Origin of the sequence: Flagellimonas taeanensis, from assembly GCF_003584105.1 — a bacterium.
GTDB classification, from domain to species: domain Bacteria; phylum Bacteroidota; class Bacteroidia; order Flavobacteriales; family Flavobacteriaceae; genus Flagellimonas; species Flagellimonas taeanensis.
In genome coordinates this window covers 252,045-274,702 of sequence record NZ_QXFO01000026.1, presented here as the reverse complement: position 1 = coordinate 274,702, position 22,658 = coordinate 252,045, and the positions used below count along the sequence as shown (strand labels likewise).

Below are 22,658 nucleotides of genomic sequence, written 5' to 3'. Positions count from 1 at the left end.
ATTTTTCTTTTTTAAAATCCTATTTCTACTCCAAAGGTGTAAGACCTAGTCTGCGGGTAACTGAACAAGGAGAAGGCTCCTGGTATAAACCCTTGGGTTCCAGCCTCTGAGCTTTCATTGGACCCAATACCAATCTCTGGATCTCCATTATACTCTGTAATAGTAAAAAGGTTCTGACCCGTTGCAAAGATCCTTATGGCATCTAGACCTGTTTTATCCAAAAACTTACTAGGCAAACTATAATCAAGTGTCAATGTCCTCAACCTGATATAATCACCCTTCTCCAACCATCTATCACTATCTTGGTCAGCAGTACCTTGGTACAATGGGCTTGGCAAAACGTTGGTATCACCGGGCTGCTTCCAATAGTTGAAAGCTTCCACCCTTTGGTTACTGTCAATATTACCAATTGAGATACCTTCCTGTCTTTGGAAATTCAGAATGTAATTCCCGGACTTACCAACAAAGTCAGCACGGACACCAAACCCACCCCATTTGATGGATGTGAAGAATCCTCCTTCAATGTTTGCATAAGGTGACTTGCCCTCTAAAATGGTATTGAAGCTCGCACTATATTGGTTGGTGATATTACCATCCAAATCATAGTATAGAGGCTCACCATTTGCAGGATTCACACCAGCGTATTTTACAGTGTAAAAAGAATTGATCTCTTCACCTTCCCTTAGAATATTATATCCAAAGTCTCCACTAATGATATCATCCCCATTGACCAATGACACTACTTTGTTATCAAGGAAGGAAACGTTTCCTCCAACTCTCCAAATAAAGTTTTCAGCCCTTAGAACATCTGCGTTAAGAGAAACCTCGATACCACTGTTTTCAATTTCACCAATATTGGCTACTATAGAGTTGTCCTCATCCCCAACTGTTTGTGAAAGTGGTTGGTTCAACAACAAATCCTTTGAGTTCTTCTTGAAATAATCGACGACACCATTGATTCGGTTATTAAACAATCCAAATTCAACACCTATATCCAAAATAGCTTGTGATTCCCACTGAATATTAGGGTTACCCACTCCTCTTGGAATAGCAGTCGTATTGCCATTATAAGTATTGAACTCCAACAAGTTCAAGTAGTTGAAATCCCCAATATTCTGGTTACCTGAGGTACCATATGAAGCCCTCAGCTTCAGATCGTTCACAAAAGAACCCTCCATAAATGATTCCTTGGCAATGTTCCAAGCAGCACTACCGCTATAGAAATATCCATATTTATTGTCGGGGCCAAACCTTGATGAACCATCCCTTCTCACAGAACCCGAGAGGATATACTTGCTATCGTAATCATAGTCCACAAAAAGTCCTTGTGAGAATAGAATCCTTCTTGCCTCACTTGACCCAGATGCAGTTGCTTCGGCAGCAACATCCTGATATGGGATGTTTGGAGAAGGAAAGCCTCTGGCACTGGCAAATAAAGCTGTATAGATATTCTCATTATACTCCAAAAGGAAGCTAGCCGAAAGATTGTGGAACTCTCCGTATGTATCCGAATACGTAAAGAGGTTGTTCACGTTGTACTGCAATGTATTCTGAAAATTATCTGTCTGAGTTCCGGGGAAATTGGCATCTCCAACGATACTGTTCAATACACCTCCAGCAATGGACCTGGTCGTCCTGTTATACCTATTATTAGTAGCACCTACAGAAAATCTGTTTGAAAATTTATCGGACAATTTAATATCCGCAAACAAGCTTCCAACAATCAAAAAGTTCCTGTTATCTTCTGGTTCAGTCTGCAAGGCCAAAGCAATAGGAAATCCAGAAGTAGTAGGATTGTATACAGGATCTCCTTGATCATCCAACATAATACTACCATCAGGATTTCTTCTAAATAATGGATCCCATGGGTTGTAATCATACATTGCCCTAAAAGGGTTTTGCACATTATTTCGGTCCCTAGGAAGGTCCGTGGTGCTCCTGGACAATGAAATATTGGTTCCTACGTTCAACCATTCTTTGGCTTGATAAGTAGTATTCAAACGAGCCGTTATCCTCTCAAAACCATCTATCCTGTCAATGATACCTGTATTTTTATCATATCCCAAGGACATAAAATAAGTCAATTTTTCATCACCTCCAGATATCGATAAAGAATTAGACTGAATCTGCGACTTCCTCAACAATTCCTTTTCCCAATCCGTATCCAAAGCAATGAGCCTGGCCCTTTCTGCATCATCGGCATTTGCACCTGGCAATGATTGAGCCGCATTAACACCCAACGCCGCAAATTGTCTTTCAAGCTCCAGTTTTTGGGAAGTATTCATCAAATCAAAAGGGTCAGGAATTCTTTCCCCAAAACCATAGGATGACCTAAAGGTAATTCTTGCATCGCCAGACTTACCTTGCTTGGTTGTAATCAATACAACACCATTGGCACCCCTTGACCCATATTTGGAAACCGTCGCGGCATCCTTAAGGATTGAAAACGAAGAAATATCGTTTGGGTTCAGGTTGTTGATAAAATCTGAATTAACCGGGATTCCATCCACAACATATAGAGGAGTGGTACTTGCGTTGATGGAACCAACACCCCTTATCGTAACAAAGGCTGTTTGTCCAGGTCGACCATTTGCTGCAGTCACCTGCACCCCAGCTGCCTGCCCCTGTAAGATATTATCAACACTGGTAGAGGGCACAAACGCTTCAATCTTCTCTGTTGAAACAGTCGAAATAGCAGAAGTTGAAAGCTCCCTTGATCTCGAACCATAACCTGTAACAACTACTTCCTCCAAGGCTTGGGCGTCTTCCTCCATTTGCACATTAATAGTTGTGGAAGTCCCAACCGTTCTTTCCACAGTCTTCTGCCCAATGTAGCTGAAACGCAATACTTGGCCTGTACTAGCCGTGATAACGTAGTTACCGTCAAAATCTGTCTGTGTTCCACTAGTAGTCCCAACAACCACAATGGAGACACCAGGAAGTGGCAAACCACTCTGGTCCGTCACATTTCCTGAAATAGTTTTCTCTTGTCCGTAAGAGAAAGACATGCATAACACCAAGAAAGGTGCCAGCATCCATGCTAACTTAGCTCTCATTTATTTCATTTTTTGAATTAGTCCTGCCAAAAATCCATATAAAAAGTTAATATTCAAAAAAATTAACAAGTTTCCCTACCTTGTAAAAAGAAAGAAAGCAATATCAATATTTTCAATTTTAACATTACATTATACCGCAAATATCTGTATATCAATTCTATAAATGAATTTTTAACGTTTTTTGGATGAAATTGTTTCATGTAGTAATTTTCTGTTAATTTTTAGATAACATGTTAAAAATCTATCATAAACATCATTCTGAAGCGGGAACCGACGAAGCCGGAAGGGGTTGCTTGGCAGGTCCTGTGACCGCTGCCGCCATCATTCTTCCTGAAGGCTTTTCAAATGATATCTTAAACGATTCCAAGCAGTTATCCCGTTCCAAGCGCGATATCCTGAGGGAAATATTGGAGCAGGTAGCGGTCTCCTTTTCCGTATGCCATGTATTTCAGGAAGAAATCGATGAGATCAACATACTGAACGCCTCCATTATGGCCATGCATCGGGCACTGGATTCCATGGCCCAAGCCCCTTCCTTCATTTTGGTCGATGGAAACCGGTTCAAACCCTATCCCAACATCGACCACGAATGTATCGTGAAGGGTGACGGAAAATACATGAGCATTGCCGCAGCATCCATACTTGCCAAAACCTATAGGGACAAATACATGGCCAAGATCCATGAGGAATTCCCCATGTACAACTGGAAAAAGAACAAAGGTTACCCCACCAAGGAGCATCGGGAGGCCATAAAACAATACGGACTTACCCCACATCATCGAAAAAGCTTCAGGCAACTCCCCGAACAATTGACGCTGGATATTTAAAAATCCTAACTTTGTTTGAAACTTCGGCAATGAGATTTAAGATTTGGTTCTGCTTGCTCACCGTTTTGGCCCTTTCGTGTACAAAGGAGGTCAAGACCAAGGATTCACTATTGGAGCACCTACCCCCGAACCCCACATTGGTCATCAAAATCCAAAACCTCCCCAATTTCAAAAGCGAGTTGAAGAACAACTCTTTTTTGGCAAACATCAAGGGACTTTCCACTTACAAAGGGCTTTGGGAGAAATTGGACAATCTTGGATATGTGTCCACCAAGGCAACCTCCCTTTTGGCATTGTACGAGGTAGGCAAGGACAATTATGACTTTGTCATGGTAGCCCCAAACCATCCTGACATCTTCAATCTGGAAAAAGTGACGGACAAGACCGTTGAAATCTTGACCTACCAGAATACCTCCATTACCAAATACACCCTAGGTGCAAATGAAATTTATAGCCGGTCCGAAGGCAAAGAGATCGTGATGGCCTCTTCCCTCCTGCTCATGGAAAACATGATCCGCGCCAAGGACGCCAACCCCATCGACCCAATGCTGAAAAAACTTTACGGTACCACATCTCCGAACAAATCGGCCACATTTTTCCTGAACCTGAACGAAAATCCATCCTTGCTTCCATTCAAAGAAGAAAAGACCAAGAAGCCCTTGTCCGAATGGGTATCCTTGGATTTCAGTGCAAATTCCGACAGGGTGAGCCTCAACGGGATTGCCATGGCTCCAGACTCCACCAAAAATTTCATCAACCTCTTCAAAGGAACATCTCCCTTGGCCAATAAAACGCCCCAGTATGCTCCCATGAACACCCAAGCGTTGATCTCCTATACTTTTGATGATTACCAGGTCTTCGCCAAAAACCAGAATACGTATTTGGACAGGGCCAAAGCTGTGGATTCCCTTTTCAACACCATAGAGGAAGTGGGCATCGTTTACCTGAACAACCAAAAAGTGGTGATGCTGAATTCCTTTGGCACCGAAAGCCTCTATGATTTTCTGGACAGTGGCAAGACTTCTTCCGACTCCTATCAGGGCAGCGAAATCTTGGGGGTACAGGACAAAAATTTTCTGACCGGCGCATTTGCGCCATTGGTCAAGGACTTTGAATCCAATTTTTGCACCATCTTGGAAAACAGTTTCATCTTCGCGCAGGACATAGAGCCTTTGCAGACGGTGATCAGCAATTACAAAAGTGGTGCCTCCTTTACCAATTCCAGCGTGTACAAAACAGCAAAGGCTCCGTTGGCCAACGAATCCAGCATCTTATTCATATCGGATGGTTCCGGCATCGATTTTTTTGCGGATCAGGACCTGGCACCTGAAGTGTCCGAATCCATCAAAAAAGCGGATCTAGATGACTATGCCATTGCTTCCCAACTTGTGGCAGATACCGATTTTGCGCATTTCAACATATTCGCCTCAAAAATAGGCACGGTACAGGAAAGCAATACGGTCTCCCCCCTGTTCACCCTGGAGTTGGATACCGATCTCGCCCTAGACCCCCAGTTCGTGAAGAACCACAGGACCAACAAACAGGAAATTGTGGTACAGGACCAGAACAATGTCCTCTACCTGATCTCCACCGAAGGGAAGGTGCTTTGGAGCAAACCATTGAACGGCCGCATCCAGGGACCTATCCAGCAGGTGGACATTTACAAGAACGGAAGACTGCAATTGGCCTTTTGTACCAATGATCAATTTATGATCGTGGACCGCAATGGAGACGATGTACCGCCTTTCAAGATCGATTTTGAGGGTGGGAACCTCAACCCCTTGGCCATTTTTGATTATGATGGCCGAAAGGACTATCGGTTTGTCATTACCCAAGGAAGGAAGGTGTTCATGTACAACAACCAAGCGAAGATTGTCAGTGGTTTCACTTTCACGGAAGCCCCAAGCACCATTTTGGGTGTACCGAAGCATTTCCGGATGGCCAACAAGGATTATTTGGTCTTCAAACTCGAGGACAATACCTTAAAGGTATTGCACCGTAACGGTAGCGAACGCATCAAGGTTACCGAGAAGATCAATTTTTCCACCAACGAGGTATTCCTATATAAGAACAAATTCTCGGTGACCAATACGGATGGCGTACTGCACCAAATAGACACCAAGGGACAGCTGACCGCGACCAATTTCAACATGAACAAGGACCATGGCATGTATGCCACCAGCAATACCCTCGTGTTCATGGATGATAACATCCTTAGCATCAGGGGCAAGAAGGTGGAACTGGATCTAGGGGTTTATACCAAGCCCAAGATCTTCTACATCTACGACAAGATCTATGTGAGCGTGACCGACATCCAAAACCAAAAAATATACCTCTACGACAGTCAGGCGGAACCTATTGCCGGCTTTCCCGTATACGGAAGCTCTATGATGGACCTCACGGACATGGACAATGACAAAAAACTGGAATTGGTGGCCAAGGACCAAGGTAATTCTTTGATTGTCTATAAAATGAACTGAGCCAAAAACAACCCATACAGTTCTACATACAACCCATACATTTTCAGGGGGGCAAACACTGTTTTTTAGTACTTTTCTCGGGATTATTCTTCAAACCGAACTAAAAAACACTATTGAATGAAAACCTCCAACAAACCCCTCTACTGCTTGATCATAGCACTGATGGCAGGGGCAAGTATGAATGCACAGTTCCTTAAAAAATTGGCCAAGAAGGCCGAAAGTGCCGCGGAACGCACCATAGAGCGCCGCGTGGAAAATGAAACCTCCAAAAAAACAGACCAGGCGCTGGACAGCATCCTCGAACCAGGATCAGGCGGAAAGCAGGCACCCAACACTAACCCACAGGACAACGAAACGCCCCCCAACACCGATTCAGGGAGCATGGGCAGCCCCGACACGGGAAAATCGGGACAGCCTACCGCCAAATCCATCACCGTTTACAGCAAGTTTGATTATGTGCCCGGGGACAAACTTTTGTTCTTTGATGATTTTGCCAATGACTTTATCGGTGATTTTCCTTCCAAATGGAACACCAACGGCAGTGGCGAGGTGGTCACCATCGACCAATTGCCCCAAAAATGGCTGGAGTTCATCCCAGGATATGGGATCTATTACCTTCCCAACATACCCGACCTGCCCGAAGAATACACCATTGAATTTGATCTTTTGACCAATGGCATTGACGGCCAAACCTCGTCAACAGCAGGTATGGAAGTAATTTTGAGCGATGACAAAAACTTTGAAAAGGGAGACCATCACGTTGAGGCTTTTATACCTGTTGGCCAATACGCCCTGTTCAGCATCGGTTTGAGAAACCATTCCCGTGAAGGGGGGACCACCATCAACAGCGACGTAAAGGCCGATATTCGGGAAGCAGTACTCAACCGGCCACATATCTCCATTGCGGTGAACAAGGCCAGGTTCAGGCTGTGGGTGAACGAAGAAAAATATGTGGATATTCCCAAAATGGTCCCTGAGCACAAATTGACCTCCTTGAAGTTCAACGTGAACGGTATTCAGGATGGCAAGGAGCAAATCTTCATCAGCAACCTAAAAGTGGCCGAAGGCGGTGTCGATCTTCGCAGAAAACTCATTTCCGAAGGAAAGGTCTCCACCAACGGTATTCTTTTTGATGTGGGCTCGGCCAACATCCAGCCCCAGTCCATGGGCATCATCCTTCAGATATCCCAGGTCCTGAAACAAGAGACCGCTATGAAACTCAATATTGTGGGGCACACGGATTCCGATGGTTCCGATGAGAGCAACCTGAAGCTTTCCAAAGAACGGGCCGAAGCCGTTAAAAATGCCTTGGTATCCGTGTACGGCATTTCATCCGACCGCCTGAGCTCCGAAGGAAAAGGGGAAAGCGCCCCGGTCGGGGACAACAGCACACCCGCAGGAAAGGCCCAGAACCGAAGGGTCGAATTCATTAAAATCTAAATAAAAAACCAAAACATGAAACACTATTTTCTCTTACTTGCCGCCCTATGTTTCACTGCAGGAACAGCCGTGGCCCAATCCAGCTGCAGTCAATATTACCCATTAGTGGAGGGGACCTCCCTACAGTACACCAACTACGATAAAAAAGGAAAAGAAGATGGACAAATGGAATACAAGGTCACCAATGTGACTGAATCTGGCGACAGCGTATCCGCGACCATGGTCTTGGAATTTTCAGACAATAAGGGAAACACCTACACGTCCGACTACGGCATCAGCTGTGATGGTAATGTGGTGCGCATCGACTTTAAATCGTTGATGAACGAGCAGATGTTGAGCCAGTTCGGCGATATGGAAATGGACATCACAGGCACCGATGTGGAGCTACCGAACGACCTTTCAGTGGGCCAGGCACTACCCGACAGCAATGTGAACCTCAAAATGAAAATGGGCGGTGCCGTGAACATGAACATGAACGTGGAGACCATCAACCGAAAGGTGGAGAAGAAGGAGAGCCTTACAACCCCTGCGGGCACTTTTGACTGCTATGTCATCTATAGCGAGACCCGCACCAAAATGATGATGGGCAACCAAACCCAGCCATCGCGCATTTGGCTGGCCGAGGGTGTGGGCATGGTCAAACAGGAATCCTACAACAAAAGCGGCAAACTCACCGCCAGTACATTGCTGACCCAACTCAGCAGGTAACATCCGATACTTTTGAAACAAAAAACCGAGGTGCGAGCCTCGGTTTTTGTTTTATGATGTTGTACTTATTGTTCTAAGATATGATTCGTTTTTAATGAATTATATTGACCTATAAGTGAAGTTAACGAGAAAAAAATTAAAAGCCACCATCAATTGACAGATGGATAAAAAGAAGATACGAAAACTAAACCCCAGCCGTTTCCCTAATCAGTTCCGCTTCAAAAAGAGCGGCAAAGTGTTTTAGTAGCTTGGCTTTCACTTCCTCCACATCCACCTCTTTCTGGCCCAGTTCGACATTCAGCGAGGTCACGGCCTTGTCCCTGATGCCACAGGGGATCATCAGGTCAAAATAGCCCAGGTCGGCGTTCACGTTGAGGGCAAAACCGTGCATGGTCACCCAGCGGCTCGCGCGCACGCCCATGGCGCAGATCTTTCGGGCAAAGGGAGTGCCCACATCCAGCCACACCCCGGTCTCCCCTTCGGAACGTTCGGCCTTCAGGCCATATTCCGCTAGGGTCAGGATCACCATTTCCTCCAAAAACCGCAAATATTTATGGATGTCCGTAAAAAAATTGTCAAGGTCCAGAATGGGGTAGCCCACAATCTGTCCGGGACCATGATAGGTAATGTCCCCTCCCCTATTGATCTTATAAAAAGTGGCGCCCTTGGCCTCCAACGCTTTTTCGTCCACCAGCAAATTGCCGATATCCCCGCTCTTGCCCAAGGTATAGACGTGCGGGTGCTCCACAAACAGAAAATGGTTTTGCGTCTCCAGTCCGGCAGCCTCCCGCCGGTTTCGGATCTTGGTGTCCACAATGGCCTTGAAGAGGGCCTCTTGGTAGTCCCAGGTTTCCTTGTAATCCTTATGGCCGAGGTCCTGTAGGGCAACTTTCTTGTTCATCCTACAAAGATACGAAGCCCTGCGGAGGAAAACTAGTCCTCCAGCTCCACCTCAAGATCCAATAGGGAAGGATTCTTCATCAGCTCCAGGAAACTGATCTCATAGATCAAGGTCTTCCCGTCGGCACTGAAGGTGGCCTCTTCCAAGGTGGTGGATTTCACCCTTCTGGGGAAATGGTATTTAAGCGTATAGGTAGATCCCGAAAGGAACATTTCCGCTCCTTGCAAGCTATCCATGCTCTGCTGGAAAAGTTCTTGGTCCACGATCTTGGCCGTGCGGGTAAACTTGTTCTTGGCAAACGTGTAGTTCACTTCGGTGGATTGTTCCGATGCAGGGACCGGTGTTGGTTGTTGGGTCTTGCTGGACCCCATCAGGCTGGCCTCTTGAAAAGTGTTGAAGGCATCGTTCATCTCGCTGATGTTGGTAAAGTCGCTGAACAGGTCAAAGGACATTATCTTTTCCTCCGGGTTCATCACCATTCGAAGGTCGAAGGGTTCCAAACGCTTCAACTTGGCCTGCTCTTCCGGCGACAATTGGGCAATACTGTCCTTGCGCTCTTCCAACAATTCTTTGAAGGAGATGATGGAATCCACGGCCTTCTCGTTGGTCTTTGCCATTTCATCCCCTGCCATTTGCATCAGTTCCGACCCATCAAAATTGATGGACAGTTTGCCCGAACCATCTTCCTTCAAATGGATCTCTTCAGTGAAATTACAGGAAATGGCCAGGCCAAGGATGATGGCCCCGATCAAGATTTGGATTTTTTTCATGGTGGTGTCTTTAGTTCGCTTTGTTGAGGATGACCAATGCTCCGATCACACCGGGAACCCATCCGCATAGCGTCAAAAGTAATACAATAAGGAAAGACCCACAACCTTTCCCGATCACCGAAAGGGGCGGGAAAAATATGGCCAGCAAAACACGCCAGAAACTCATGATTTTTGATTTTGATTGATGATACCCATAAGTAGTTGTTTTGGATCTTTTGTTACATAAAACCATTACTTTTAGGAACACTTTTGAACGAACCATGCGTTTTTTTGTCCTAGTCCTGCTTTTTTTGAACACTTCTGCCTTGATGGCACAATACCATTTTTCTGGGGAGGTTTCCACGGAAAATGCAGGCAGTCCCATCTATTTGTCCGTGGTGGAGGATTACCGCAAATCGTCCCGCATCTATCTGGACCAAATCGTGAAGAAGAGCACGGTCGATTCCTTGGGCCATTTTCAGTTTGAGGGAAACAATTTGAAAACGGACAACCGCATCTATCGTATCCATGTGGATGGCTGTTCCGAGGAAGGTGCCCAACATTTTCTGGGCCGGTGCAACAACAGCAAGAGCGTTCTTTTCATTGCCAACAACAAGGACACGGTCCAATTTCCCACTTCTTTCGAGAACCAGGCCCTCTGCACCATTGCGTCCACCAACCCGAACTCTTCCCTGCTGCTCGAAGTGCAACTGTTGAAGGAGCAAATGGCCTATGACTTTATGGAGTACCACAGCGAGGCCAACAAAAAACTGAACCTCGAAAAATGGTTCGATGTCCTCCAGAACTTTGGAAAAGCGTCCCAAGAACCGCTGGCAGAGCTCTTTATCTATGATTTTTTATCGGACAAAAGGAACGAAACCTATGGTTTCTATCTTCAAAACTTGGGCAATACGGATTACTATGACCGTCTTTCCGAAAGATTGCGATCTGCCTATCCCAATTCCAGTTTCACCCAGGAATATCTTGCGGAAATCAGCACGGACCAAGAGCTGGCGAACTTCAACAAGCCTAAATCCCTGCAATGGAAATGGCCCGTACTTGCCCTTCTTGCAATTTCCTTGCTGGGCAATGTCTATTTTTTCCTGAACCGAAACAAAGCGATCAAGACCAAGGGCAACTCCCTTTTCCAAAGACTCACCCCACAGGAACAAAAGATCGTGCAGCTCATCCTGGTGGACAAGAGCAACAAGGAGATCGCCACCGAACTGTTCGTGAGCCTGAGCACCGTGAAGACACACATCAACAACCTGTATAAAAAACTGGATATTTCGTCGCGCGAAGAGATTGTCCTCCTCTTCAAAAAGTAAATTTCAACCCCCGGTCTAGAACCCATTTCCACCTTCACAAACCGCTTCCAAGTCTCGTTTTTATGGAATTTTCCGGCACAAACATACATCTGGAAAATCATGAAGTACATTTTCGCCCTCTTGCTGACATTTTACATGGCAACGGCATCAGCACAAGAATTCAACCAAGAAATCGAACTGGAAAACGGCCAGAAATTATTGGTCGGGAAAATCAATCTGGACGGCCTGAGATCGGAACCCTATAACCAATGGTTCCAAAATGGTCTGGACCGTTACGAAGTGGACAACACCTTGGTCCCTCTTTTTGAAAACGCCCTCAAGGGCCACCACATCCAACTGTTCTTGGGCACTTGGTGCGGCGACAGCAAACGGGAAGTCCCCAGGATCATCAAAATTTTGGAAACGGCCCAGTTTCCGATGGACCAACTGGAGATCATTGCGCTCGACCGCCGACAAGACCACTACAAAAAGAGTCCCACAGGTGAGGAAAAGGGGCTGAACATCATCAAAGTACCCACCCTGATCTTTTTTAAGGATGGAAAAGAGGTCAACCGTATCGTGGAAAGTCCGTTGGAAACCTTGGAGGAGGACATGGCCCAGATCCTTTTAAAAAAGTCCTACACCCCCAATTATGCATATTAAGCCCGGTCAAGGCAGTGAATTAAAGCGCAAAAGTGTAATTTTGCGCTTTAATTTTTTACAGACTATGCAACTATCGGAACAAGAAATCGTTCGAAGGGAAAAATTGACCAAACTCAGGGAAATGGGCATCGACCCCTATCCCGCAGCATTGTATCCTGTGGATGCCACGACCAAGGGCATCAAGAATGATTTTAAGGAAGGGAAAAAGGTGGTGATTTCCGGTAGGTTGATGTCCCGCAGGATCCAGGGCAAGGCATCCTTTGCCGAGCTCCAGGACAGTGAGGGGCGCATTCAGGTCTATTTCAACCGGGACGAGATCTGCCCCGGGGAGGACAAGGATCTGTACAATGAGGTCTATAAAAAATTATTGGACATTGGTGACATCATCGGTGTGGAAGGCGAACTGTTCACCACCCAGGTTGGCGAACAAACGGTGATGGTGAAAAATTTCACCCTGCTCAGCAAATCGTTGCGCCCCCTTCCCCTACCAAAGGTAGATGAGGACGGAACCGTGCACGATGCCTTCAACGACCCGGAACTCCGTTACCGCCAGCGGTATGTGGACCTTGTGGTGAATCCACAGGTGAAGGACACCTTCATCAAAAGGACCAAGATCACCAACAGCATCCGCGAGTTTTACAACGCAAAGGGTTATTTGGAAGTGGAGACCCCCATTTTGCAACCCATTCCCGGAGGTGCTGCGGCACGTCCGTTTTTGACGCACCACAATGCACTGAACATTCCTTTATACCTCCGCATCGCCAACGAACTCTATTTGAAACGATTGATCGTGGGCGGATTTGATGGCGTATATGAGTTTGCCAAGGATTTCCGAAACGAAGGGATGGACCGCACCCACAACCCCGAGTTTACCGTTATGGAACTCTACGTGGCCTACAAGGACTATAATTGGATGATGGACACTACCGAAAAACTGTTGGAAAAAGTGGCCATCGATGCTACGGGCAGTACCAAAGTAAAGGTGGGTGCACACGATATCGAGTTCAAGGCCCCTTACCCAAGGGTCCCGATTCTGGAGGCCATCAAAATCCATACGGGCCACGATGTGGCGGGCATGAATGAGGATGAGCTTCGCGAAACGGCCAAAACATTGGGCATTGAGGTGGACGATACCATGGGCGTGGGCAAATTGATCGATGAAATCTTTGGCGAAAAGTGTGAGCACCACTACATACAGCCTACCTTCATCATCGACTATCCGAAGGAGATGAGCCCATTGACGAAAGAGCACCGCAACAATCCAAAGCTCACGGAACGCTTTGAGTTGATGGTGAACGGCAAGGAGTTGGCCAATGCCTATTCCGAGCTGAACGACCCCATCGACCAACGGGAACGTTTTGAGGACCAGCTCAAACTCTCCGAAAAAGGGGATAATGAGGCCATGTTCATCGATCAGGATTTCCTCAGGGCCTTGGAGTATGGCATGCCCCCTACTTCAGGAATTGGTATCGGGATAGACCGTTTGGTGATGTTGATGACCAACAACTCCTCCATCCAAGAAGTGCTGTTCTTCCCACAAATGCGCCCTGAAAAGAAAAAGGTGGAACTCACGGAAGAAGAGAAGACCATCATGGACATCCTAAGACCGGTTGGTGAAATGCCCTTGACCGAACTGAAGGAAAAGTCGGCACTGAGCGGCAAAAAATGGGACAAAAGCACCAAGAACTTGGCCAAGCTTGGCATTTTTGAGGTCTCCAAAACGGATGATGGGCTTTTGGCCCGTTTGAAATAAAGGTCTGATCATGTCTATCCGCTATTTATTTTTAAGCTTAGCCTTCATTTGTGCAACTTTATCTTACTCCCAGACTAATGATGAAAAAGATTTTCATGACCTAGATATAGCTAGGGCAGTGCTGGATAAAGGAAATTTTGAAATTGGCTTAAAAATAATCGACTCTCTTTTAAAAGTAAATCCGAAAAATGCCTATGCATGGCAAATGAAAGGTGGTGTATATGCCAATCATTATAAAGACTACAAAAGAGCAATTGAATTTTACAGGAAACACGAAGAAATATATCCAGATAATGCTCTAAATTTAGCTAATATCGGAAAAAACCTTTTCAAGATTGACAGTGTGATTCAAGGTAAAAGATATATTTCCAGAGCATATCAGCTTGAGCCAATCAATGAATATATTATTAGCCAATACGCCTACTATATATCTGAAAATGTAGAAGATAAAATCAAGCTTTACAAAGACGCCATACTTATTTCCAAATTAAAACAAGATTTGGGTCACACACTACATGAAAGTACACAAGGAGAAATTTACAATAACCTAGGCTACAATCTCTACCTTCATCAAGATTTTTTAGAATCCACAATTTACTTGTTAGATGGGCTAGAATTTGGAACTAACGATCCAGACCATTTAAACAATCTAGGTAATTCTCTCCAAAGATTAAACTACCATAATAGCGCCTTGAATTATTATGAAAAAGCTCTCGAAATTGACCCTAACAAGGTGTTTTCCTTAAATGGCAAAGCCAATACATATCTTAAAATGAATCAGATAGATTCAGCATGTGTCTACTGGAAAAAGGCTTTGGACAATGGATATATTTTCAAGGAAGAATGGAAAAACATATGGGATATTGAAGACCCAAAGATCCTAATAGAAAGATATTGTGAAGAATAAGCTAAGTTTTTAGTATTGGATTTTTAGTGTTTCATTCAAAATTAATAGCTTAGGATCCCATATGGAACTGAGCAAAAAAATAGGGCTCATTTTGGGGCCCGTCGCTTTCTTGGTATTGAACAACCTGCCCTTCGAACTGGTTTCGGAAAAAGGGGATCCCGTAATTTCGGTCGCCATCTGGATGCTGATCTGGTGGATCACCGAAGCGGTTTCCATATCGGTGACGGCCCTTTTGCCTCTACTCTTGCTGCCCATCCTGAAGATCTTGCCCATTGCGGAAGTAGGTGCCAATTATGGCAGCCCCATCGTGTTCCTCTTCTTTGGTGGGTTTGTGATGGCCCTGGCCTTGGAAAAGGTCAATCTGCACAAGCGGATCGCCCTGAACATCATCCGGTTGACGGGGACCACCCCCAACAAGGTCATTTTAGGGTTCATGATCGCCACGGCGACCTTGAGCATGTGGATCAGCAATACCGCCAGTACCGTGGTGATGCTACCCATAGCCCTGTCCGTGATCAACCTATTGATCAATGATGAGGATGGTTTCACCAAGAACGATGAGAACTTTGCCCTGAGCGTGATGCTCGGCATTGCCTTTTCGGCCAATGCGGGTGGAATTGCGACCGTGATCGGGACGCCACCAAACTCCGTCTTGATCGGCCTTTTGGAAAACGAATACAACATTGAAATCTCCTTTTTGAAATGGATGACCATTGGCCTCCCGTTTTCCATCATCATGATCGGCATTTCCTATCTGGTCCTGGTAAAATGGATGTTCCCCAGCCGTGGGCTCAAGTTCAATGCCTCCAAAGAAGTGATCCATACCGAGCTTGAAAAACTGGGGCCGACCTCTGGAAAGGAAAAGATGGTGCTCGTTATATTTGGTATTACCGTATTCCTTTGGATCTTTAGGACATTGATCAACAGTATTTTCCCCCAATTGGGACTTACCGATACCATGATCAGCATTTTCGCGGCGATTACGCTCTTCGCCGTGCCCTACAACATCAAGAAGGGAGATTTCATCATTGAATGGAAGGACACCTCCAAACTGGCCTGGGGCATATTGATCTTGTTCGGCGGGGGGCTTGCCCTTGCCGAGGGAATGTCCACCAGTGGTATTGTGGATATGGTGGCCAATGCCATTGCCCAAAGTGAGATCACCATTCTGTTCACGGCCACTTTGTTGATTTTGTTGATGCTCTTCATGACGGAACTGATGAGCAATGTGGCCCTTGTTGCGGTGTTGGCTCCCGTTGTGGCGGGTATCGCCATAGGTTTGGACGTACCCATTCTCTATTTGCTGATTCCCGTCACCATTGCCAGTAGTTGCGCCTTCATGCTACCCATGGCCACGCCACCGAACGCTATCGTGTTTGCCAGTGGGTATGTAAAAATCCCACAGATGGCAAGGGTCGGTATCATCCTGAACCTGATTGCCGTTGTCCTTTTGGTCTTGACCTTCCAGTTCATCATTCCCATACTTTTCTAAAAAATAAATGGCCCCTTTGTCTGAAGGGGCCATTCACAAACTAACTAACTCAAAAAAATGTAAGAAACTAACTCAACCTTATGTTACTCACTCTTACCAGTGCTGGCACAGAACCAGCTCACTGATGGTACAAAGGTATGACCACTTCGTGTAAAGATTATTATAATTAGCCTTTTGTTAACGAAGCTCGAAAAAATCATATTCAAAATATATTTCATCATATATTGGAATATGTTAAAAAATACATTCCATATGATTTCAAATATTACATATTTCGCAATGATGCTTATTTTTTGTTACACTTCATTATCTTGAATGAAATGGTGTTATTTTTTTGTTAACCCAGAGATTGCCCATCAATTAAGCATACGGAAGATTCAAAAAAACAAAAACCCCTCGATCGAGGGGTTTTCCAGCTAACTCAAATAAGTTGTAAAATGAAGAACATTCTACTGTATTGATCCTGAGTAGGGATCAAAGCCTTCAGGGAGATACTTTGATGTATCGAAATCCAGTTCTATTTCTTCGTCCTCCATGTAGTTGATGGCGCTTATGGCCACTACACTGGTGTAAGGGTCAAAATCTGCAGGAAGTTCGTAGGTGCTGTCCAATCCCAATTCAAGTTCGATATCGTCCTCAATGTAGGGGATGGATTTTAGATCCACATACACCTCATAGGGTGAAAAGCCTTCGGGCAGATAGTCCCAGGTATTGAAACCAAGATCCATATCCTCTTCCTCCATATAGTTGATGGAATGTACATCCACCACATCGGAATAAGGGTCAAAATCTGTAGGAAGATATTTTCGGGTATCAAATCCTAGACTTGGTTCAACTTCGTTTTCGATATATATGACGGAATTCAAATCAAAATAGCTTGCATAGGGATTAAAGTCTTTTGGAAGATAATCCGAGGTATCAAAACCGAGGTCTATTTCCGGCTCCTCCTCTATATAATCTATTTCGTTCAAATTCAACTCAAAGGTCCAATCGGACATATCCTTGGTTGATCCACTCCAATCAGCACCAATGTTCAGTGCCGTAAAATTGTTCTCTAATAAACCGACAGTCTCAGGTCTGTCCTGTACAACCCCGGTTTTTTGCTGGTCGTTTGCCATGGCGGAACTACATAATAGAACACTACCATAGATGATTAATAACTTGTTCATTTTTTGATTGAATTTTTTGATTGATGATATGCTTATAAGACTATGGACATTTTGAATTGTTACAGCATTTACGATCTTTTAACGAAAAACCGATTCGCCATCAGCCCAGCCATACATGGGGTTTCAACGGGGAGTGCCAATAAAACGCAGGATTCCCGAAGGTTTCATTTTTCTGTAAAAATTTCTGCGTTAATATTTATTTAACAGTATGTTTTGATCATTTTTTGGTTCTTTGGATGCTTATAGTTATCCAAACTGACATCCAATGATAAAAAGAATTCTACCTCAATTACTCGTATTGATTGTTTTATTGGGCTCTTACCAAACCGCAGAGGCCCAACTTTTCAAAAAGAAAAAGAAAGCTACCGAACAAAAAAAGGAGGATAAACCCAAACCCGGGGAAATCCAGCCCTATGACAAGGTCATTACCAAAGAGGCCAAAACGGACACAGGTCTTTTCAGCGTCCATACGGTCGATGACAAATATTACTATGAAATTCCAGATTCCCTGCTAAACAGGGAAATGCTCATGGTGACCCGAATCTCCAAGACCGCTACGGGCATCGGTTTTGGCGGGGGCAAGATCAACACCCAAGTATTGCGTTGGGAAAAAAGGCCCAAGCAGATCCTACTGCGTGTCGCATCCTATGAAAATGTGGCCGCCGACTCGCTTCCCGTGCACGAAGCTGTGGTCAACTCCAATTTTGAACCTGTGCTCTACGCTTTTGACATCAAGGCGTTCAACAAAAAAGATTCACTGAACCCTGCAACGGTCATTGAAGTGGATCCCTTGTTCACCAAAGATGTGAACGCCCTAGGACTGCCAGACGGTTACCGCAAACGCTATAAGGTCACCCGATTGGACAATGAAAGGAGCTATATCGAATCCATCAAAAGTTATCCCTTGAACATCGAGGCACGCCACGTGAAGACCTATGCCTCAAGTGATCCACCGAGCAACTCCAGTTTAGGTTCCATTTCCATCGAGATCAACAACTCCATGATCCTTCTGCCCAAAGAACCCATGAAACGTCGCTATTTTGACCGACGCGTAGGCTGGTTTGCCAGAGGACAGGTGGATTATGGCCTGGATGCCCAAGAGAGCAAAACAGTGACCTATCTGGACCGCTGGAGATTGGAGGTCAAGGATGAGGACATCGAAAAATTCAAGGCCGGGGAACTTGTTGAGCCCAAAAAGCCCATTGTATATTATGTAGACCGTGCCACGCCAAAAGAATGGGTCCCTTTCATCAAACAAGGTATCGAGGACTGGCAAGTGGCGTTTGAAGCCGCAGGTTTCAAGAACGCCATTATTGCCAAAGACCCTCCATCGCCTGAGGAAGACCCCGAATGGTCCCCAGAAGATGTACGATATTCTGTGGTCCGATACTTGGCCTCCCCCATTCCCAACGCCAATGGACCTCACGTGAGCGACCCCAGAAGCGGTGAAATCTTGGAGTCCGACATCAATTGGTACCATAATGTAATGACCTTGCTCCGCAATTGGTATTTTGTCCAAACTGCAGCAATAAACCCAGAGGCCAGGAAAGTGGAGTTCAAAAAAGACATCATGGGCAGGCTGATTCGCTTTGTATCTTCCCATGAAGTGGGACACACCTTGGGACTACCACACAACATGGGCAGCAGTGTAGCCTATCCCGTGGATTCCTTGCGTTCGGCAAGCTTTACCCAGAAAAACGGTACCGCTCCTTCCATTATGGACTATGCGCGGTTCAACTATGTGGCACAGCCCGGTGATGAAGGGGTTGCCCTGATGCCCAATATCGGCGTGTACGACAAATACTCCATCAGCTGGGGATACCGACCCATTTTGGACAAGACCGCAGAGGAGGAAAAACCCATTCTGAACAACTGGATTTTGAAACATGCCGGTGACCCCATGTATCGATTCGGTCATCAACAAGTGGGCGATATCCACGATCCAAGCTCACAGACAGAGGACTTGGGTGATGATGCCATCAAGGCAAGTATGTATGGTATCGAAAACCTGAAACGCATTGTGCCCAACCTTATGGAGTGGACCACCGAAGCCGGTGAGAACTATGATGACTTGGGCATACTTTACGGTCAGGTCGTTGCGCAGTTCCAAAGGTATATGGGCCATGTATCCAATAACATAGGAGGTGTTTACGAATACCACAAAACGGCCGATCAGGAAGGGGCTGTTTACACCCATGTGAGCAAAGAACATCAGAAGAACAGCATGAAATTCATGCAGGAACAACTTTTTGAGACCCCAGAATGGATGATTGACCAGAACATTTTTAACAAGATCGAATATTCTGGATCGGTGGAGCGCATCCGTTCCATGCAAGAGCGCTATCTCAACACCATGTTGCAGTTGGGTAAATTGGCACGGGTCATCGAAAACGAGACCATCAACGGAAAAAATGCTTATGGCCTTCTGGAAATGATGCAGGACCTCCGCAATGGAATCTGGTCCGAGACCCGAAGCGGTAAGGCCATAGACACTTATAGAAGGAACCTTCAAAAAGCACACATTGATCGCTTGGAATACCTTATGACCGCTGAAAGCCAAGAAAAACAAGAGGATTTTGGGGGATATCGTAAATCCACGGCCATCAATGCAAGTCAATCGGATATTCGTTCCGTGGCTAGAGGAGAGCTCAACAATCTGAAGAGGGATATCCGAAATGGACTTTCCCGCACCTCGGATACCATGAGTCGATACCATCTGCAGGATGCCCTGGAACGCATCGATCAAATCTTAGATCCAAAATAGAAGTTTATTTGTAGGAAATTATATTTCAAGGTGTAGTCAGCATAAAAGCTGGCTACACCTTCTTTTTTGCCCTTTTTACATATAAAATGGCGACTTTCGCAACATATCATGCTGATTGTGAAATGGTTTTATTACTTTAGTAATCCCAATTCACCACATCATGACCTACAAGACTAAAAGCCTCATCTATTTTTCCTGTTTTGTGATTGCCTCCATCATTTACTACGAAGTGGAGCAACAAGACCAATTCCAAGACAATCTCAATTCCAAAACTTATGTAGAGGCTGAGTTCCAAGATGCCGAAGATTTGGAAGATCCCAAAAAAGACCTTGAGGAGGAAAACAAATAATTTTCTTCAAACACCCATTGTTAAAAGTGTCCCAATTCATGCTTTTGTGATTAAACCGATGGACCATATCACCGTCCAAGGAACAAATCATTAAAAATGAAGCATATGAAACGATTAGTAGTAATGGTGTTGTTGCTCACCAGTCTTGGTGCGGTAGCCCAAAAAAATGATGGTCATAAATCCCGGAGGAGTCCAAAAATAGACCTGACCGCAGAACAAATGGCCACTTTGCAGACCAAAAAAATGACCTTGGCCCTGGACCTTACCAAGGCCCAACAGGAAAAAATAATGAAGCTCCAGTTGGACGAGGCCACATTGCGCAAGGAGAAATGGGAAGAAATGAAGGCTAAAAAGGAAAGTGGCAAATGGCAGGAACCCACTTCCGAAGAAAGGTTTGAGATGGAAAATGCCCGATTGGAACACCAAATCGCCCTCCAGACCAAAATGAAGGAAATACTGAATGACGAACAGTACCAGACCTGGAAAAAGATGAAAAAGCAAAAAGCCATGCATGGCAAAAAGAAAATGCAGCAGAGAGGAAGCAGAGGATAATGTTTTTTGTTGATTTTTGAGAAGCCGCGCCGAGCCATGGTCGCGGCTTCTTTTTTTATGCTCCTATGTGCTACAAATCATCAAAGCCTAGGTCTGATCCCTAAATCTTTACAGATATATTTGATTATCTGTGAATAAACGGATATATTTGATTATCTGTAAATAAACAGATATTTTAAATTATCTGTCTTTTGACGGATATTCTATATAGATCTAATGGTAGCAGTACTTACAGGAGACATCAAAAATTCCACGGAACACAAGACCGCCAAATGGCTCCCCATCTTAAAACAGGCCCTGGACCGTTATGGCGACGAACCATCCGATTGGGAAATTTATAGGGGCGACAGTTTTCAGTTGCAGACCGAACCGGAAAAGGCCCTGGAAGCCTCCCTGTACATAAAGGCCTGCCTGAAACAAGTGCGCCAAATGGATGTGAGGATAGCGGTTGGACTGGGGAAAAAGACATACGATGCGAAAAAGATCACAGAGTCCAATGGGGAAGCATTTGTAAATTCCGGCAAGTGCTTCGAAAACCTAAAAAAACAGAACCTGGCCATCAAAACGTCCAATGCTTCCTTTGACGGGCATATCAACCTGCTCTTGGAACTGGCCTTGTTGACCATGGACAACTGGACGCCTGCCATCTCAAAAACAGTGAAAAGCGCCATCGAAAACCCGGAAATGAACCAAAGGGAACTGGCGTCACTGCTCGGCAAATCGCAGGGAAACATCAGCGAGGAACTAAAAAAGGCAGGTTTTGACGAAGTGCGAAAAATGATCGATTTTTACAAAACCCAACTCGCCCAATTATGACACTACTCGCCCTAAAACTCATTTTGGCCCATTTTATCGGGGATTTTGTGTTGCAACCTGCCCATTGGGTAGAAGACAAGCTCCAAAAGAAAGGAAGATCCAAATATCTATATTTTCACATCGGGGTACATCTATTGACCCTGTTGCTCATTCTTCAATTCAGGCATCTGGGGGCAGTGGCCTGTATTGTGGCGACCCATCTCCTCATCGATTTGGGAAAACTTTACCTGACCAACCAAAAAAACTACCGGTGGCTCTTCGTATTGGATCAGGCGCTCCATCTTTTGGTCATTGCGGGCATGGTGTACTGGATCGAACCGTTTCCAATTGATCTTTCAGGCCTTTGGGCCGAGAAAAACCTTTTGCTGACCACATTTCTGGTGTTCGTCACCTTTGTGTCCGGAATCATCATGCGGATGCTGCTTGCCCCCTATATCGATGAAATTGTCAAGGAAGATGAATCAGGTGAGGGCGGCTCGTTGAAAAATGCGGGCACCTATATCGGTATGTTGGAGCGACTCTTTGTCTTTGGGTTCATCCTCATCCAACAATGGGCGGCCATTGGGTTGCTCATCGCGGCCAAGTCGGTGTTCCGTTTTGGAGACCTGAACAAGGGCAAAAACCGAAAACTGACCGAGTATGTCCTCATCGGTACCCTCTTGAGCTTTGGACTGGCCATTTTATCGGGCATGTTGTATATCTATCTTTTGGATAGGATGTGACAA

The 22,658-nt window shown here is 45.2% G+C and carries 19 protein-coding genes; 14 read left to right on the top strand and 5 right to left on the bottom strand.

Translation table 11 applies throughout. The features are described from left to right. Positions 1–11 precede the first annotated feature (11 nt). Entirely contained in the window at positions 12–3,056 is a 3,045-nt protein-coding gene (locus tag D2V93_RS15120) for a SusC/RagA family TonB-linked outer membrane protein (protein ID WP_119619986.1), read from the bottom strand. A 230-nt stretch (positions 3,057–3,286) separates the two neighbouring features. Here D2V93_RS15120 and D2V93_RS15115 point away from each other — a divergent pair, with 230 nt between their 5' ends. The 4 genes from D2V93_RS15115 to D2V93_RS15100 all read left to right on the top strand — a co-directional run bounded on the left by D2V93_RS15115 (position 3,287) and on the right by D2V93_RS15100 (position 8,511). Further along, entirely contained in the window at positions 3,287–3,883 is a 597-nt protein-coding gene (locus tag D2V93_RS15115; RefSeq protein ID WP_119619985.1) for a ribonuclease HII, read from the top strand. Positions 3,884–3,912: 29 nt separating this feature from the next. Next, a complete protein-coding gene (locus D2V93_RS15110) occupies positions 3,913–6,363 on the top strand; it encodes a ribonuclease HII (RefSeq protein WP_119619984.1) in 2,451 nt (816 codons plus the stop codon). Positions 6,364–6,480: 117 nt separating this feature from the next. Next, positions 6,481–7,803: an OmpA family protein gene (locus D2V93_RS15105; RefSeq protein ID WP_119619983.1), complete on the top strand. Its 1,323-nt coding sequence runs from the start codon at positions 6,481–6,483 to the stop codon at positions 7,801–7,803. 15 nt (positions 7,804–7,818) lie between these two features. Beyond that, positions 7,819–8,511: a TapB family protein gene (locus D2V93_RS15100; RefSeq protein WP_119619982.1), complete on the top strand. Its 693-nt coding sequence runs from the start codon at positions 7,819–7,821 to the stop codon at positions 8,509–8,511. 184 nt (positions 8,512–8,695) lie between these two features. Here D2V93_RS15100 and lipB read toward each other — a convergent pair whose 3' ends face one another. The 3 genes from lipB to D2V93_RS15085 are packed head-to-tail and all read right to left on the bottom strand — an operon-like array spanning position 8,696 to position 10,348. Further along, entirely contained in the window at positions 8,696–9,412 is a 717-nt protein-coding gene (gene lipB, locus D2V93_RS15095) for a lipoyl(octanoyl) transferase LipB (RefSeq protein WP_119619981.1), read from the bottom strand. Positions 9,413–9,444: 32 nt separating this feature from the next. Beyond that, positions 9,445–10,182, bottom strand: a complete 738-nt coding sequence (locus D2V93_RS15090) for a hypothetical protein (protein WP_119619980.1) — start codon at positions 10,180–10,182, stop codon at positions 9,445–9,447. A 10-nt stretch (positions 10,183–10,192) separates the two neighbouring features. Beyond that, the gene (locus D2V93_RS15085; protein WP_072883040.1) at positions 10,193–10,348 is read right to left on the bottom strand and encodes a YqaE/Pmp3 family membrane protein; all 156 of its coding nucleotides are present in this window, start codon (positions 10,346–10,348) and stop codon (positions 10,193–10,195) included. 40 nt (positions 10,349–10,388) lie between these two features. On the opposite strand from D2V93_RS15085, the gene D2V93_RS15080 reads away from it, so the two are divergent. From D2V93_RS15080 to D2V93_RS15060, 5 genes are all read left to right on the top strand, one after another. Next, positions 10,389–11,489, top strand: a complete 1,101-nt coding sequence (locus D2V93_RS15080) for a response regulator transcription factor (RefSeq protein ID WP_119619979.1) — start codon at positions 10,389–10,391, stop codon at positions 11,487–11,489. 99 nt (positions 11,490–11,588) lie between these two features. Beyond that, positions 11,589–12,131 carry a thioredoxin family protein gene (locus D2V93_RS15075; RefSeq protein WP_119619978.1) on the top strand — a complete coding sequence of 181 codons (543 nt, stop codon included), beginning with the start codon at positions 11,589–11,591 and terminating at the stop codon, positions 12,129–12,131. A gap of 64 nt (positions 12,132–12,195) precedes the next feature. Continuing rightward, positions 12,196–13,884 carry a lysine--tRNA ligase gene (lysS, locus tag D2V93_RS15070; protein WP_119619977.1) on the top strand — a complete coding sequence of 563 codons (1,689 nt, stop codon included), beginning with the start codon at positions 12,196–12,198 and terminating at the stop codon, positions 13,882–13,884. 10 nt (positions 13,885–13,894) lie between these two features. Next, complete coding sequence (locus D2V93_RS15065) at positions 13,895–14,791, top strand: tetratricopeptide repeat protein (protein ID WP_119619976.1); 897 nt, start codon at positions 13,895–13,897, stop codon at positions 14,789–14,791. 61 nt (positions 14,792–14,852) lie between these two features. After that, positions 14,853–16,283: an SLC13 family permease gene (locus D2V93_RS15060; protein WP_119619975.1), complete on the top strand. Its 1,431-nt coding sequence runs from the start codon at positions 14,853–14,855 to the stop codon at positions 16,281–16,283. Between the two features lie 449 nt (positions 16,284–16,732). Here the strand turns inward: D2V93_RS15060 and D2V93_RS15055 are convergent, their stop codons facing one another. Next, positions 16,733–17,452 carry a hypothetical protein gene (locus D2V93_RS15055; protein WP_147377416.1) on the bottom strand — a complete coding sequence of 240 codons (720 nt, stop codon included), beginning with the start codon at positions 17,450–17,452 and terminating at the stop codon, positions 16,733–16,735. Positions 17,453–17,717: 265 nt separating this feature from the next. Here D2V93_RS15055 and D2V93_RS15050 point away from each other — a divergent pair, with 265 nt between their 5' ends. From D2V93_RS15050 to D2V93_RS15030, 5 genes are all read left to right on the top strand, one after another. After that, positions 17,718–20,216: a zinc-dependent metalloprotease gene (locus D2V93_RS15050; RefSeq protein WP_119619973.1), complete on the top strand. Its 2,499-nt coding sequence runs from the start codon at positions 17,718–17,720 to the stop codon at positions 20,214–20,216. Between the two features lie 160 nt (positions 20,217–20,376). Then, positions 20,377–20,565, top strand: a complete 189-nt coding sequence (locus D2V93_RS15045) for a hypothetical protein (RefSeq protein ID WP_072883028.1) — start codon at positions 20,377–20,379, stop codon at positions 20,563–20,565. Positions 20,566–20,670: 105 nt separating this feature from the next. Further along, positions 20,671–21,117, top strand: coding sequence for a hypothetical protein (locus tag D2V93_RS15040; protein ID WP_119620004.1), 447 nt, complete (start codon positions 20,671–20,673; stop codon positions 21,115–21,117). Between the two features lie 216 nt (positions 21,118–21,333). Continuing rightward, on the top strand, positions 21,334–21,933 hold the full coding sequence (locus D2V93_RS15035) for a transcriptional regulator (RefSeq protein WP_119619972.1): 600 nt from the start codon (positions 21,334–21,336) through the stop codon (positions 21,931–21,933). Beyond that, a complete protein-coding gene (locus tag D2V93_RS15030; protein WP_119619971.1) occupies positions 21,930–22,655 on the top strand; it encodes a DUF3307 domain-containing protein in 726 nt (241 codons plus the stop codon). The genes D2V93_RS15035 and D2V93_RS15030 overlap by 4 nt, the downstream gene beginning before the upstream one ends. The last annotated feature ends 3 nt before the right edge of the window (positions 22,656–22,658 follow it).

What these genes read in the sequence shown, in the direction of transcription:
- D2V93_RS15120 (WP_119619986.1), bottom strand. Translation starts at nt 3,056, where the DNA reads ATGAGAGCTAAGTTAGCATGGATGCTGGCACCTTTCTTGGTGTTATGC.
- D2V93_RS15115 (WP_119619985.1), top strand. Translation starts at nt 3,287, where the DNA reads ATGTTAAAAATCTATCATAAACATCATTCTGAAGCGGGAACCGACGAA.
- D2V93_RS15110 (WP_119619984.1), top strand. Translation starts at nt 3,913, where the DNA reads ATGAGATTTAAGATTTGGTTCTGCTTGCTCACCGTTTTGGCCCTTTCG.
- D2V93_RS15105 (WP_119619983.1), top strand. Translation starts at nt 6,481, where the DNA reads ATGAAAACCTCCAACAAACCCCTCTACTGCTTGATCATAGCACTGATG.
- D2V93_RS15100 (WP_119619982.1), top strand. Translation starts at nt 7,819, where the DNA reads ATGAAACACTATTTTCTCTTACTTGCCGCCCTATGTTTCACTGCAGGA.
- lipB (WP_119619981.1), bottom strand. Translation starts at nt 9,412, where the DNA reads ATGAACAAGAAAGTTGCCCTACAGGACCTCGGCCATAAGGATTACAAG.
- D2V93_RS15090 (WP_119619980.1), bottom strand. Translation starts at nt 10,182, where the DNA reads ATGAAAAAAATCCAAATCTTGATCGGGGCCATCATCCTTGGCCTGGCC.
- D2V93_RS15085 (WP_072883040.1), bottom strand. Translation starts at nt 10,348, where the DNA reads ATGAGTTTCTGGCGTGTTTTGCTGGCCATATTTTTCCCGCCCCTTTCG.
- D2V93_RS15075 (WP_119619978.1), top strand. Translation starts at nt 11,589, where the DNA reads ATGAAGTACATTTTCGCCCTCTTGCTGACATTTTACATGGCAACGGCA.
- lysS (WP_119619977.1), top strand. Translation starts at nt 12,196, where the DNA reads ATGCAACTATCGGAACAAGAAATCGTTCGAAGGGAAAAATTGACCAAA.
- D2V93_RS15065 (WP_119619976.1), top strand. Translation starts at nt 13,895, where the DNA reads ATGTCTATCCGCTATTTATTTTTAAGCTTAGCCTTCATTTGTGCAACT.
- D2V93_RS15060 (WP_119619975.1), top strand. Translation starts at nt 14,853, where the DNA reads ATGGAACTGAGCAAAAAAATAGGGCTCATTTTGGGGCCCGTCGCTTTC.
- D2V93_RS15055 (WP_147377416.1), bottom strand. Translation starts at nt 17,452, where the DNA reads ATGAACAAGTTATTAATCATCTATGGTAGTGTTCTATTATGTAGTTCC.
- D2V93_RS15050 (WP_119619973.1), top strand. Translation starts at nt 17,718, where the DNA reads ATGATAAAAAGAATTCTACCTCAATTACTCGTATTGATTGTTTTATTG.
- D2V93_RS15045 (WP_072883028.1), top strand. Translation starts at nt 20,377, where the DNA reads ATGACCTACAAGACTAAAAGCCTCATCTATTTTTCCTGTTTTGTGATT.
- D2V93_RS15040 (WP_119620004.1), top strand. Translation starts at nt 20,671, where the DNA reads ATGAAACGATTAGTAGTAATGGTGTTGTTGCTCACCAGTCTTGGTGCG.
- D2V93_RS15035 (WP_119619972.1), top strand. Translation starts at nt 21,334, where the DNA reads ATGGTAGCAGTACTTACAGGAGACATCAAAAATTCCACGGAACACAAG.
- D2V93_RS15030 (WP_119619971.1), top strand. Translation starts at nt 21,930, where the DNA reads ATGACACTACTCGCCCTAAAACTCATTTTGGCCCATTTTATCGGGGAT.